This is a genomic window from Brevundimonas basaltis, from assembly GCF_014202075.1.
Classification (GTDB): domain Bacteria; phylum Pseudomonadota; class Alphaproteobacteria; order Caulobacterales; family Caulobacteraceae; genus Brevundimonas; species Brevundimonas basaltis.
This window is the reverse complement of the sequence record NZ_JACHFZ010000003.1, coordinates 60,564-74,426: the sequence shown is the minus strand read 5'-3', so window position 1 is coordinate 74,426 and position 13,863 is coordinate 60,564. Positions and strand designations below refer to the sequence as shown.

The 13,863-nt window shown below is 62.8% G+C and carries 10 protein-coding genes and 2 pseudogenes; 5 read left to right on the top strand and 7 right to left on the bottom strand.

Annotated elements, in window-relative coordinates; all coding sequences use genetic code 11:
- Window positions 1-166 precede the first annotated feature (166 nt).
- The 3 genes from HNQ67_RS07895 to HNQ67_RS07885 all read left to right on the top strand — a co-directional run bounded on the left by HNQ67_RS07895 (window position 167) and on the right by HNQ67_RS07885 (window position 4,618).
- A complete protein-coding gene (locus HNQ67_RS07895; RefSeq protein WP_183254165.1) occupies window positions 167-1,750 on the top strand; it encodes a hypothetical protein in 1,584 nt (527 codons plus the stop codon).
- Between the two features lie 355 nt (window positions 1,751-2,105).
- On the top strand, window positions 2,106-2,843 hold the full coding sequence (locus HNQ67_RS07890; protein WP_183254163.1) for an MBL fold metallo-hydrolase: 738 nt from the start codon (window positions 2,106-2,108) through the stop codon (window positions 2,841-2,843).
- Window positions 2,840-4,618, top strand: coding sequence for an amidohydrolase family protein (locus HNQ67_RS07885; RefSeq protein ID WP_183254162.1), 1,779 nt, complete (start codon window positions 2,840-2,842; stop codon window positions 4,616-4,618). The genes HNQ67_RS07890 and HNQ67_RS07885 overlap by 4 nt, the downstream gene beginning before the upstream one ends.
- A 336-nt stretch (window positions 4,619-4,954) precedes the next feature.
- Here HNQ67_RS07885 and HNQ67_RS07880 read toward each other — a convergent pair whose 3' ends face one another.
- The 7 genes and pseudogenes from HNQ67_RS07880 to HNQ67_RS07855 form a co-directional block, all read right to left on the bottom strand.
- Complete coding sequence (locus tag HNQ67_RS07880; protein ID WP_183254160.1) at window positions 4,955-5,572, bottom strand: hypothetical protein; 618 nt, start codon at window positions 5,570-5,572, stop codon at window positions 4,955-4,957.
- A gap of 50 nt (window positions 5,573-5,622) precedes the next feature.
- Window positions 5,623-5,804, bottom strand: a pseudogene (gene purH / locus HNQ67_RS07875) (bifunctional phosphoribosylaminoimidazolecarboxamide formyltransferase/IMP cyclohydrolase); the annotation flags it as partial.
- A 1,092-nt stretch (window positions 5,805-6,896) separates the two neighbouring features.
- Window positions 6,897-7,007: pseudogene (locus HNQ67_RS13525) on the bottom strand (integrase); the annotation flags it as partial.
- Window positions 7,008-7,051: 44 nt separating this feature from the next.
- Window positions 7,052-8,863 carry a hypothetical protein gene (locus HNQ67_RS07870; RefSeq protein ID WP_183254158.1) on the bottom strand — a complete coding sequence of 604 codons (1,812 nt, stop codon included), beginning with the start codon at window positions 8,861-8,863 and terminating at the stop codon, window positions 7,052-7,054.
- Window positions 8,864-9,182: 319 nt separating this feature from the next.
- Window positions 9,183-9,749 (bottom strand): hypothetical protein, encoded by a 567-nt coding sequence (locus HNQ67_RS07865; protein WP_183254155.1) that lies wholly within the window; start codon window positions 9,747-9,749, stop codon window positions 9,183-9,185.
- Between the two features lie 681 nt (window positions 9,750-10,430).
- The gene (locus HNQ67_RS07860; RefSeq protein WP_183254153.1) at window positions 10,431-11,309 is read right to left on the bottom strand and encodes a CPBP family glutamic-type intramembrane protease; all 879 of its coding nucleotides are present in this window, start codon (window positions 11,307-11,309) and stop codon (window positions 10,431-10,433) included.
- 64 nt (window positions 11,310-11,373) lie between these two features.
- On the bottom strand, window positions 11,374-12,036 hold the full coding sequence (locus tag HNQ67_RS07855; RefSeq protein ID WP_183254151.1) for a hypothetical protein: 663 nt from the start codon (window positions 12,034-12,036) through the stop codon (window positions 11,374-11,376).
- Between the two features lie 30 nt (window positions 12,037-12,066).
- On the opposite strand from HNQ67_RS07855, the gene HNQ67_RS07850 reads away from it, so the two are divergent.
- Both HNQ67_RS07850 and HNQ67_RS07845 read left to right on the top strand, forming a co-directional pair.
- Complete coding sequence (locus HNQ67_RS07850) at window positions 12,067-12,522, top strand: hypothetical protein (RefSeq protein WP_183254149.1); 456 nt, start codon at window positions 12,067-12,069, stop codon at window positions 12,520-12,522.
- Window positions 12,523-12,658: 136 nt separating this feature from the next.
- The gene (locus HNQ67_RS07845; RefSeq protein ID WP_183254146.1) at window positions 12,659-13,555 is read left to right on the top strand and encodes a hypothetical protein; all 897 of its coding nucleotides are present in this window, start codon (window positions 12,659-12,661) and stop codon (window positions 13,553-13,555) included.
- Window positions 13,556-13,863: the final 308 nt, after the last annotated feature.

Genomic DNA, 13,863 nt, shown 5'->3' with positions numbered 1-13,863 from the left:
GCCGCGGGGCGGGATCGGAATGCCGGCGGCCCGGCAGTCGGCTCGGAGGCCGTCTGGCGAAACCGATCGCTGAGTGGTCAGTGATTGCAATCCGCAGTAGAAATTCGTTGTCGGCCGCGAATGGTTGTGGCTCTATTGACCGCCGTTATTTACGCGGGGCGAGCTGATGGCGAAAATCAAACGCAACAAGCGGCGCGCTGTAGCTGTATTGCTTGCAACCGCGCTCACTTGGGCACCATCAGCAGCCTTGGCGTGGAAACCCAGCACGCACATCTCCCTTGCGGAAATCGCGCTACGCGATGCGCTCGATGATGGTCGAGTCACGATTTGGCGCGTCGATCCTCGGACGGGGGCGGTCGTAGGGCGATTGGGCGACTACGCAGTCGATCCTCAAATCCTATCCGCTCTTCGTGCAGCTCCCGACCGCTTTCGCGCAGGCGTGGTTGGACCAGACGCCTACCCAGACATCGCTACAGGTCAGCAGATAATCCATCCTCGCGTGGCGAAAAACGCCGCCGGCGTCGTTACAGGCAGCGACGCTTGGCTGGAGCACCTGTGGGGACGCACTTACGGTGAGCCAATGACGTCCAACGCCGTCCGAGCGTTTGTTTCGGGATATCTCGTGCACGCTGCAGGCGACAGCTTTGCGCACAGCTACGTCAATCACTACTCGGGCGGAGAATTTACGTTCGACCCGGCTACCAACGCGGCTCGGCATCTGGTCCTAGAGTCTTACCTCGGTAAACGCGCGCCAACTGAAGCCCATCTGCCAGCGAGCATCGATGGCGTGGAAGACTTTATTTATCGCGAGATGATTGATGCGCGGCCCGGCACCGCTCTTCAAGCCCGCCTGCTCATCAGCGGCGAGACGCGTCCACTGTCGATCCCGTTGGTGTTTAGCTCGCTGAGAACGCGGCTCGAAGGGGAGGTGGCTTCGTATGAAGCGGGGCTTGCGGCGCGGAGCGGATTGTCCCAGGTCTGGTATCGGATGGCTCACGGGCCGAGGGTGGCCTACTGCCGAAGGTGGATCGATGACATTGATCGAGGGCTAAAGGCATGGCCGGAAGTAAGTGCGGAGGTGGCGGCCGGGGTGCTGTACTATCCTGAGCATCTCGACACGTCAGGGGCCAAAAGGGCTCTGGAGGAGTACGCGCGTAAGCACCTTTGGTCGATGGCTGGCGCGCCTGACGGCGCCGTTGCCGTCGCTTACCTCCCATCTCAAATCGCACGAGCAATCTTGCCTGAGGCGATAAGGGAGCAGCTCGAAGCTCTAGTCGAAGCACCCTTCGAAGCACTGCTGAAGGCAACGACCTCCATGAACTCCGACGAGTGGCGCGATTACCTCTCGAACCCGGAGCTACATTTTGATCGCGTGATGGACCGCGGAACCGCCCAGGAGACTGCGCAGGCCGTGTCGCTGAAGATCTTCAACCACGAGCAACTTGGTATTGAGGACGATGGCTATGATCACCCCGATCAACGCTGGACCGTCGATGGGTTCCCGCCTGCCTTTAATACGGTGCAGCTGACTAAGCTCAGTTTTCTCGCGCCAGACCAGCTTCGTGAGATTGCGAGAGAGCTTGGTGGGGACCTCAACACCCCAGTGGGCCGGAACGTCATGCTGGGCTGGGCCGGCTCTTTAGACGCGACCTCGCAATGGCGAGAGGCGGACACGGAAGCAGGTCAAGCATGGTTCGCCGATCCCGTGATCTTTGGGGCGCTGTTCCAACCGCATTTCAACGCTCCATAGCGCCGTGCAGCCGCCACCACAGAAGGGTCTACGAGCCGACTTAACCAGACGTGCGTTTGGCGGGCTTATCGCGGTGGGCGCGAGCAGCGGGCCGGATCGAGCGATGGGGTCACGGCGAACCCCACCGCCCTTTGCGGCCCGAAACTGGTCGGAGTTTTCTGAAGAGGACGATGATCCACCCGGTTTGTCGGTGCGATTTATGGGGACCTCCACGCTTCTATTCAGAGATGAAACGACCTCGGTTCTGATCGACGGCTTCTTCTCCCGTCCGAGTCTCACGCGATTTCTCGCGACACGTCTCTCGCCCGACGGGGTCGAAATCTCGAAAGCGATGAGGCGGGGACGGATTGGTCCGGTGACATTGGTGCTCGCCGCTCATTCGCATCATGACCATGCGATGGACAGCGCGACCATCGCCGCCTCGCAGGAGGCGGAGTTGGCGGGGTCGGAAAGTGTGCGTTGGCTGGCGGAAGGCGCAGATTTTCCGAAGGAAAGATTCAGATTGGTGAAGCACAGGACTGTGCTGGAAGTCGGGAGGCCGGTGCGATTTCACATCACCGCTTTCGAGACACCGCACTCTCCCCATCCCTTCTTCAGAGGCGATCTCGAAGCACCCTTACGCCCGCCGATTTGGGGTCCGAACTATCGCGGTGGCCCGAATTTTTCGTTCTTGATCGAGCATTCTCTGGCAAAAATGCTGGTAGTGCCGAGCGCCAACTTCGTCTGCGAGGCATTGCTGGAACGACATGCGGATGTCGTGTTTCTCAGTCTCGGTGGCATCGGTCGCCAATCCCTGGAATTTTTTGAGACCTACTGGCGCGAAACGGTTCTCCGCCCTCAAGCGAGCACGGTCGTGCTCACGCATTGGGATGACTTCTTCATCAGTTTGGATAAGCCGCTTCGGCCAATGCGGCGTCTGATCGACGATGTCGAAACCGCGCTCGACTGGGTTGAGGCTGCTGCTGGGCGAGATGGTGTGGAGCTGATCATTCCAGCTCCGTTTCGGCCGGCGGCGGTCGACGCGCTCATTTCTGGAGTCTCTCGGCCAGTCCCTTTCAACCACGGAACCTGTGTTGGAGATACGCGAGCATGAGCGATGTGAATTCTGATCAGCCCGATCGTCGCGACGTGCTTTCCGGCGTGGCGGTGGGGCTTGCGACGCTCCTTGCGAGTTCGCCTCGTGCGATGGCTCAGCCGGCGGGGCGGATGGCTGACTGCCACGTCCACCTCTTCAACGCATCCGATCTGCCTGTCGGCAACTTTATCCGCTACGTGGTCATCCCCAGCATGGCGCCAGGCACGCCCGACTGGGCCGCGGCGATGGCTGACCTGTTCGCAAACGTTGTGAAGCCTCTCGCCGTCACCGTTGCGCGCGAGACCAATCCTCCGTTCTGGGGTCTCGAGCCTTCCGCTCATGAATTCGGGCTGGCGGTCGCGAGACGCATTCGTGCGGGAAGCGATGGACTGGGCCTCGTCGATTTCGACCCCGAGCTAGAGCAAAGCTATCGTGCTCTCTCCGCTCTTATCGTCGAAGACAGCCGACGGATCGTGGATCCAAGCCTTTTCAGCGACCCTTACGCGTCGAAGAGCTTGCCCCAACAACGGTCGCTGGATGACCTGATTGCCGACAGCTACGCTCGCGTCGCTGAAAAAGCCGCCACCGAGGACGAAGACACGCCTGACCTCGGCGATCTGCTCGTGCTGAAACGGCTCGGTGACAACCATCAGACCCGCGAACTCCTCGCCTCGACCCTTCCCAATCTCCCCGCGATGGTCGCCGGGGCCCGCAAGGCCATTCGGATGGTCGGGTGGGCCTATCTGATGTGCCTTTCGCGAGAACGGCACCTTCGGCGCTATCTCCGGGACTACACGATTCCGGAAGCCCGCCCCCGCATGATCGTCAACAATCTGGTTGATTACGATCGGTGGCTCGACGATGGACCGCTGCCCTCGTCGTCGCATCTCAGTCAACTGGAACTGCTTCGGACTATCAGTCATAAGCATCGCGGACGCGTAGAGCTGCTGACCTTTGCTGGTTATTGCCCGCTAAAACACGCTCTTGAACTTGCATCGGGCACCCCGACAACGTTCGATGCGCTCGCATCGCGCTACGGAAACGAGGTCGCCGGCTTCAAACTTTATCCGCCGATGGGATTCAGGCCGTGGGGCAACCGCGAACTGGCGGATGACGACTTCGCCAGGCCGCGACAAGGGCGGGAGGTCGTCCTAGCCCAATGGCGCGCTGCCGGCGGAAGCCCGGGTGGGCTTGGGAAAGCTCTCGATGAGGCTCTGCAGATCTTCTATAGTTGGTGCGTTATCAACGACGTGCCGATCATGGCGCACGCGGGGCCGGGTAACGAAGCGGCACTAGGTTTCGGCGACCGCGCCAACCCGATTCATTGGGAGCGCGCGCGCGAGCGGTTTCCCACGCTGCGATTTAGCTTGGGACACCTGATCAACTCCGCTCAGCCCTTCATCAACCGCATCACGCCCGAAGTCGACGTCGGCCCCTATGATCCTCGGCTCGACAACATCGTCTGGTCTCTCGACGCTCCCCCGCGACTCTTTGCGACGCAGAATGGCGTGGAAAGCCGCGTCTACGGCGACCTCGGCTATATGCCCGAACTCATCGGAAGGCCGGAGCTGGCGAGAGCGTTCTTCGTCGCGCTCAAACGCCATTTCAGGGATACTGACCCCGGCTTGCGGCATATCCTTTTTGGAAGCGACTGGATCATGCTGGGGATCGAAGCCGACGACGACAATTACATGCGTGATCTCCGCCGCGGCATGATCGCGGCAGAATATACAGTGGAAGAGCAGAACAACGTTCTTTGGGAAAACGGGCGACGCTTCATGAAGCGAGCGTGATTCCATCAGTCCAGCCGCGCCGCCTTAGCGACGTTCGAGCCCCTCAGTGTAAATCCAGACAGATGCACTGGGACAGGACGTAAGCGGGTTTCCGAGAATGCCGTATGTGTTTCCACGATTTGCGCTTATGCGCGTTTCGCGAACGAGGCAGGAACAGGCGGGGTAGGGAAGGGCAACTTTGCGCCAAGACCGGACATTCAGTCGCCGCCGGCAAGCGGACCTTCGATCCTCGACTCCTAGAGGTCCGCGTCCGACCCCGAGCCGATGTCGGGATGTCCGTTTCCGAGTGGTCGGTCGAATGCCCGCTATCCGGGCGGGCTGGCCCAGATCGCCCGGTCAGCCGTTGTGGGTGCGCTTGCCGAGGTAGCAGTCGACCAGATAGCGCCCGTCGGACCCGCGCTTGCCGAATCGTCGCTCAAGCTCGGCCATGACGGCGGCGTCCACTTCCCGCGCCTGACTTTCCGACCGGGCGTGTCGATCCTTGAGCCGCGCGACCGGCCCGGGCGCGAACTCCATGGCGCGCGCGGCGACACGAATGCCGGTCTCATCCTCGCAAATGTCGAAAATCCGCTTCAAGGGGCCGCCAAGCAGCGCCTCGAGCGTGCGGGGAGGCTCCAAGTTGGCCACGCGGCTGACTGTGAAGTAGTCCATCGTCGACCAGTCGACCGAACCGTCCTGGAAGCGACGAATGCTGGCGCGAAGGGCGGCCCTGTCTTTTCGGCGCAAATCCTCCTCATCGCGGGCGGTCGGCCGCGGCCACAGGGGATCGCTCAACTCAAGGAGCAGGAACGCCCCCGCCATCACGAGAAGCCAGGCTGGACGCGGCTCGCTCCAGACCAGCCAGACCAGCAGCGGTATGGCCGGGACGCCGACGACGTAGCATAGCCAGCGCCCAACGCCGCCCCTGCGCGCCCGCAAACGATCCCCGCCCCTCTTAAACAGCGATTCCTTCATCGCCTCCATTTTGGAGCGACGGTCACGCTTCTCAAGGCTTGGCCATTCGATCAGTGCCGGAACACCCGCCCGCCGTGAGGGCCATGGCGACGCCTTGCCTGTCGGCGGCGGCGATGACCTCGTCGTCGCGGATCGAGCCGCCGGGCTGGATGATGGCGGTCGCGCCGGCGGCGACGGCTTCGATCAGGCCGTCGGCGAAGGGGAAGAAGGCCTCCGAGGCGCAGGCCCACCAGTTCAGGGCGCGTCCGCCGCGCTCGGTGGTGCTCCTCGCCGAGGAGGAGATGGATCGCCGCCGAGTGGCCAATGTCTCCTTTCGGTCGGCAGCACGATGACCGCTCCCGACCCATAGCGGACGCTCAGATCGACGACCTTCTCGAGGTCAGCACAGCGCCAGCAGCGGTCACTCGCTGCGCCAGATCGGATGTCCGAACTCGACCCATTGACCTTGTCTGCGATCAAACAACCAAGCTGCGCGAAACTGGCATGACCTCCTTTGCCGCTTCGTCAGATTTCGACAGGCGATTCCGGCCAGGTTTTCTCTTGTTGCGGAAACCGCGACTCTCTACTCCGAACCCCTGCCCACACACATCGGAGGTTACAGTGCGCCTTGCCCTAACGTTGTCAGCGCTCGTTGTACTCGCATGGTTTCCGTCAAGAGCTTCAGCGCAGGCGCAAGCCGACACCTATTACAAAGTGCTTCTCGAAGAGGGCGAGGACAGGATGCTCGGGTTTGTCGCGGAGCGTCCTTACTATCGTGACGTCATCGCCATACTTGTCGATCCAAACGACCCGTCAGGCTTTACGGCGCACGAAATAAGATATGACTGCGCTGGGCGTACCTATGGAAACACCAGTCAACACCTTACGTGGGATAGGCGTACCGTCGGGCGCGCTGAGCAGCTGGAGCACACTCTCCAACGCCGGTTCGGAATGGACTACGGCTCTTTTAACCGGCAAATCGTCTGCGATCGCGCACACGAGCGTGGAGGAGCGGTCAACGGCCTTGAGCAAGCCTTGGCCGAAGGCCGACAGTGGCAGCGCTTCAATCCGTCCTCAGCAGTTTTGAACCGGTCATCGTGTGACCAGCTCAGCGCGCTGATGTCTGAAGCAATTTCGGAGTATGGTTTTGGGTCTGAGTTTGCCCGGTTCAGGCTCCGGATCATACCAGTCGCCCAGTCCAAGCGATGCGAATGGTCGAGGGGTCTCGATTAATATCCGCGGCAGGCCGATCCTCCTCGCGGCAGAGAGTGCAGAGACCCACGCAATGTCCGCTGTCTACCCTTGGAGGACGATGACCGAGCCAACTTGCCGGCCCGGTCATTCGTCACAGATCAATCGGTCCTGACAGCTCCAAGGCGTCATCCACCTCGATGCCGAGATACCTGACGGTGCTCTCCAGCTTCCTGTGACCGAGCAGGAGCTGGCAAGCGCGCAGACAATCACTCGCTGCCGATGCGCGAAGTCGCTATCGAGCGGCGACTAAGGGCCCGCTCCCTCCTCGAGCGCCGCCTCGGTCGGTGGAGTGAAATCCAGACGCCGAACTTCGCGCACCGCCCCCTCAGGCGTCAGCTCACCCTCTACCAGTTCGTAACCCAACAAGGCGAAGATCCGGCGACCCGCGAAGATGGGCCGGACGTCTCGGTTCCAGGCTGAGCAGGATGCGCGGCAGTTGTCGTCCCGACGGGGCATCGCCGTAGCCGTCAGACGGCCGGCCTCCGCCAGTCGATCACCGTCGCGACGCAAGAACAGGACATCCATCCGGGTCAGCGAGTCTCCTACCGGGAGAGCCAGGAGTCCGCGCTCTAGGTCCAGAGAATCCGGGTCGGGGCGATACCGAAACGGGTGTGCGCGAGACTCGTACTCCCGCGTGTCGGGTTGTTCGTAGCGGGGACCGAGGATCGGACCCCCGGCCCTATCGAGGTCCACGACGTTAAAAGGCAGGCCCGCACCGGCCCCCGAGGCGACGGCGTCATGGCCCATGGGCGTGATGCGGTAGAAATCGCTGGCGGTGTCGAGCACGACCGGCGTGGTCGCACCCGCCGGGACCGCGACAAGTTCATCTCGCTGGTCCGAGCTGTTCCACGGCTTGTGCGCGAACAGTGCGGCGCCGTGCACGAGGGCGACGTCGTGGAGCCTCGCATCGGCCGGGCCCGGCAGGGCGATATAGTCCTGCTCCGACGCGGTTCGGCCGCCATCGCCGAAGCGGGTGAGCGGCAGGCGCAGCAGGGCCGGCCGGCCCAGGGCGAACTGGGGGGCCTCCCCTGCATCATCTTTCCGGGCCCGTTTGACCAGCACGTTGATCTCCGTCCCTGCTGGCCCGAGACCGAATGCGGAAGGGCTGACCGGATCGCCGAAAACCTGAACGGCTCCGGGACGACGGCCCCGGTGGGGGATGCGGTACAGCCAGGCGGGGTCGGTCCGGTCCGCGCCGGGTGGCCGCTGCGTCCAGACATAGACCGCGTCCGTAGCGACATGATATTCGCGAAGCCCCGGCGCTAACGTCGAGGTGGCGTGGCATTCGAGGTCGGCCGCGGCAAGATCGCAGCGCGTTACCGAGACGAAGTCCAGACGACCGCCGCCGACGCTTCGCAGCGGCGCGGCTACGAAGACCTCGCCGGCGTCGACAAGTCGCGTCGCGCCGCTCCAGCCGTCCGGCGACCAGCGCGCGGCGGCGGGCAGGAGGTCAAGCGGATCCCCGCCGCTCTCACTGTTGACGTCCTCGAGGCTGACAAGAACCAGCTGACCATCCACGACCTGGGCGGCGACGCCGGACGGGCCGCCCCGGTCCAGCTGATGCGTGTCGATCCAGCTCAACTCGCCCGTCGGCGATACTCTGAAACGGCTGATCTCCGTGCCGCCGCGCGCGGCGCTGAACGCGACGACGGCAACGGTATCGCCGACGACGAACATCTGCTCGGCCCAGTCGCGAAGGGCGGCAGCGCCGGGCGCGAAGGCTTCGATCCAGCCCACCGTCTCGAGCCGATCCCCGACGGTAGCGATACTGAACAACCGCCCGCGTCGCAGGATGACGAGGTTGTCGCCAACGGCCTGGACCAAATCGCCGCCGTCGATCCCCGGAACCGGTGCGCTCAAATCCACCGGCCGGTAGCCGGGCGGGTCATGCTGGATCGGGCCGGGCGGCGGCGCATTGCGCGGAAGGCCCGGGACAGGACGGTCGTGGTGGGAGATTGGCAGCGGCGGAAGCGGCGGCGGGGGTGGCGGGACCTGGACCGACGGCGGCTCGGTCCGCAAAAAGGTCCTGAGCGACGCGTCTGAGGCGAACGAGGGCATGCCCGCCTGGGCGAGGACCGGGGCCGCAAGTCCAGCTATTGCCAGTCCCGCAGCCCAGCGGATGATACTCCTCGGCGCCATCAGTTGCCCCCTTCGCTTCATGCCCGCCGCATGAGAGCAAAGCCTTGACGGAAGGGCAAACCACGGGACCTGACGGGGCTTGCGGTGCGTCCGCTCTGGGCTCCTGATCCGACCGGGCCGACAGAACCGCAACGCGGCTCTCGCCAATTTCGCCGTCGGTCGAGAGGCGGCCTGGCAAACCCGGACTGCCCACCGCAACCGTAATTTTCGATCTCGAACCGTCGCGGATTCCGCACGCCTAGCCGGGCAGGCTCCAATAGCCGTTATCCAGCAGATCGTTTTCCTCGCGCTCCATCTCATCGATGAAAGCATTGGCGAGGGGCAATTGAGGCTCCCAGTCTTTCCGCCAACCCAGACAGCGGGCGCTGGCCAGAAGCAGACCATCGCCCCCGCCGGCCGAACGAGCCAAGGCTGTCAGCAGAAGATAGGTGCTGGCCCGGTCGCGATCGCCGAGGCGCCAATCTGCCAGGCGAGTTCGGGCCAGACATAAATGTCCATGAAACTCCACGGCGCGCCACGCCAGATCGGCTGGCAGACGCCAAAGTGATGGGATCAAACCCGGATAGGTCTGCGGCTCAGTCAGCGCATAACGTAGAAGAAATGCCTGATCGATGAGCCCTCCGTCAGCCCGCCGGCCGCAGATCGCTTCCGCCAGTTCTGCCGCCTCGCGACACAGCCCCAGCGTCTCGGAGTGGAGGAGGCTCACGAGCATTCTGCGGCGGCGGCGCTCCCTCAGGACTTTCGCAGAAAAGGCCGTTAGAATAATGCCGGCGACACTTAAAGTCGCGATATCTCCAAAATCCATCCGTGGCCTCCCTGAAGATCCCCCGCGGGCATGTCAGACGGAACGCGCGACGCCAATATGCAACGAGGGCAATCCGTCCAACGATCAGTTTGAGTCAGCCCGCGCAAGGAACTCCGCGCTGGCGGTATTCGACAAAATGGGCGGGACCTTCGTTCTGGAACGTGGGGCTGTAAGACATTGACCGGACATCGGGTGATCTGGGTGCGCTGAAGGCGGACGGCCAGTTCGCGGCGCACGCTGCTTCATTGGGGCCTGCAGCCCCCAATGACGGTGCGACAGGGGATACAACCAAGCTCTCACGAGAGTCCGCTGCCGACGCACTGGGTTCAGGTTCCAGCCCGGTCCTGAGAGCGGACTCTCCGAAGGTCAGCTAGGAGTCAGCAGCGGACGGGCAGCCGCCGGCATTCCACCGGCGTCTGCTACTGACCCATACGAGCGGGTCGGAAGGTCTGCGTTGCGGCCTCCAGGCAGAGACCGCTTCGGCGTTTCCCGGACACCTGGGGATCTCCACATCTGGATTGCCGCTCTAAGCAGGCGCGCCCTAGGACGTGAAGTCCGGGAACTCGACCGGCGGGAGGTGAAAGATGAGGTGTGCCATTTGCAACGGCAGCCATTGGCAGGCTGGTGAGAAGCGGCAGTGACAAGCTGAAGCACCAATCCCTTGCGAAGGTCAGGGCGAGGTCACGCTCCCAGTATGAGATAACCTGCTGCGAGCACGGGCCCGAAATTACCCATAAAGTGGAGAAGGCTGATCAGTATCAGGGACCCTGTGCGAAGCCATACGGCGCCTAAGAGAAACCCAACGCCGAGTTTCATGAGCAGGCTGGGAGCAAGCGCCACGATCCCGTCAGCCATGACTTGCCACTCTAGCGCCAAGAGGGGGCCGGCTAAATCGAGTGGCACGTGGACGATGGCGAAGAAAGTCGATGACAGGACGAGTGCTTGCAATCGGGACCCGGTCGCACTGAGCAAGGCTGTCAGCAGCAGCACTCTGAACACGACCTCCTCAGCGGCCGCTGCAACGAAGGTGACAGTGGTGTCGGCCAGCAGACCGCCTGGTAACCGCTGGGGCACAGTGTCTTGCAGGGGGACCATCCTCAAAAAGAATACCGCCGCTCCGATCAACAGGGCGACTGAGCTGACGATCAGCAAGTCTCTTCTTGAAGGCGTTCGGGTGCGGTGGGGCCACCGCACGAAACCTGTAATCAAGGCCACAGCAGGAATTCCCACCCATGTAGTCAAGGTCAAGGCCGTCAATGTCAGAAGATTGATTGGCAACTCTAGGGACAACACCCCCGCCCCTGCGCCCAGCTGAAATCCTAGACAAGCCAAGACAACGATGAGCACCCGCGGCACTTGGGCGGGCACCTCGGCGGCCGTCCACAGGGGGCCTTCCCCTGATGACCCCCAGTAGAGCAGGCAAAGCGTTAAAGATGCGATCACCGCCACTATTACGATCAAGCTGGAATAGCCGGTAGGCGTGAGAAAAAGCCATAAGCAGAACGCCACGACCCCTGCGAAGCACAGGAATGACAGGGCACGATAAGTGAGGATGGCCATGATCTGTTCCCCGACAGCAGGCCGGGATTGCACAATGCAATCCCGGCCTGTTCCGACAAAGCTACTACGGATTGCGGCTGACGTTGGCACCCGCGTCGACCTCGACCATAGACTGGCCGCTTGGGTAGTTAATCCTCACGCGCAGGTGTGTGTCCAGATTGGGAATGTTTCGACCGATCGAGTCCATCGCCCGGCCAAAGGCCTGAGCAGCGGCGTCGACTCTGCGAACGAAACGGTCCAAAGCGCTGTCCGAACGACCGGTTGCGCGACCGTTGCTGTTCTGGACGGCCACCGTCACGTAGGTCGCGAGCGCACGGTATTCGGCGTCGGTCAGCGTGTTGCTCGCACGAACCACCGAGCCCTTGACTGGCGGGCGGATGCCGACCTCGGCAGCCAAGGCAATGGCACCTTTACTGTCCGAGCGCAGAGCGGCCATTACGTCGTTGAAGTCCAGCTCGACTTCAACGTACTGGCCAATCTCTAGGAATTCGGCTCCGGTCTCCATGGTGAGGTCAACCGTGTACGACACGCCGTTGGCGTTGTCGGTCTGGAAGCTGGTGGAGGCCGAACCGCCGGTCGGCGTGCAAGGCTCCGACCCGCCTGGTACCTCCTCCTGCATCACTCCGCCGCCTTCGCCGCTTGGGCAGCTTTGTGCCTGCGCAGTTTGAGCGGCCAGAGCCAGAGCCAAGGCTGTTCCCACACCCATCAGAACATTTCTCAGTTTCATTTTGCGTCCTCCCTGTACGACCTATGGTCGATGCGCGCCGACAACCAGCGCCACCACAGCGTGCGCACAATTTTCAGCGAATGGCAACGAATAGTTGCATCGTATGGCGGCGTGTGGCAACTTCACGTTATGCGAGCAATAGTTCTGATAGCCGGATCGGTCGTAGCAGCTGTGGCTTTGCTGCAGGCCGACGCCGAGGCCTTGTTGAGTGCACTACTGCGCGACATCCCAAGTGAGGAGCAGTCCGACACAAACCGAGTAGACAGCATTGCCGAGGTTCATGAGATCCTCGAGATGCGAGCAGCGCGCATCTCAGATGCTGGTGCCGACATGACCCAATGTCGCGCAGCCTGTGTGTCCGGAGCTCAGGCGCTCGATGGAGTTTGCGAGCGCCATGTGCTCGTCTCGGCGTCCATGTCTCGCGCAATCTGCTACGAGCGCGTCGACGATGATCGTGGCGTCTGTCTGCGGTCCTGCAATGACTAATTCTCAGTGCAGACGACTCCTGGCTCATTCCGTGTTGCTGATCGCTGTGGTCATCCTTTTCGGAACAGCAGGTTGCGCAACGCGTGTACCCGTCGCGCGTGTCGTGGCTGACGCCGGCGTTCGGTCGACTCAAGCCTTGGCGATCGATGTCGACAACTTCGCGGGCAGGTTGGATGAGGGCGACGCGGTCGCCGCTTTCGTAGCGACATGGCGGGCCTGTGAGGCCGGCGCGGCACGCTGCGTCGTCACGACATCGCCATCCGTCGATAGCGCCCAGAGGCGAGAGCTAGCAGAAGCCGTCGCCTTGCGCGCCGAAGCGGTGGTGGCTCTAAACCGAGCTTATATCGCCTTTCGGGCTGAGCTGGCGCAACAAACTGGGGCCGATGCCGAACGGGCCATCAACGCTGCGCTGCTCGGCACGGCTACCTATGCGACGTCTTTGACAGACGTGCCGCTGGTGCGAACTGCGGTCCTCGGCCGACCGCTGGAACATATCGTAGGTTCGGTCGCCAGCGCGGTCAGCAGCCAGCAGCGTCGAGCGCAAACCCGTCGCGCCAGCCAAAACCTTGGCCTCGCCATTGCCGCACTGCGTGAGGCGATGGCGTTGGAGACCCGCAAGTATGACGCTTTAGCTGAGGCTCTTGTCGACCAACGTACCGAGGCGCATCGGGCGATGTTGCAAGCGGGGCTGATCTCGGGTGCCGGAACCTTGCAGCCCTTCGCAGATCGCCTGAACGTCCCGCTGACGCGAGATGCCGACGCCGTGGTTGCCCGCTCGGTCGCTGCGCGCACAGCGGTCGAGGCCATGGTTGAAGCGAACGAGCGTCGGGAAATCCGTAGGACCCAGGCACGCTACCGCGCTGCGATCGCCACACTGATCGAACTCGAACAGGTCCATGCTGTGATGGATCGTGGGGAACGCCCCGATTTGGACAGTCTTGAGCGGGCGGTCTGGGAGCTGGAGCGACTGTCCGACAAACCGACGTCCCCGCGCGCTTTGGGCACTCCGCTGACGGATCAGCCGACCAGATAATGTTCCGCCCCACGCAGCGGGGTGCTGTCAGTTGAACGCTATCTCGTCTCCGGCACAGGCATTTAGGCAGGTGGGCTCCGGGCGAGCAGCTCCACTCAGCTAAGCTGGCTGAACGCCGGGTCTAGCTGCCGGCGCTGTCGGATCCAGCTGCGCCCGACGAAGCGCTGAGGGCCTTGGCGGCGGGGCTCAGGGGCGGGGGGGCAAGCCGCCGAAGCGGTACCGGCCTTGGAGAGGCTGTCGGCGTCGCTCGCGTTGTTCAACTGGTGCGCGATGCGTCCGATCGCCAGTGCGAATTTACCAGCCCGACG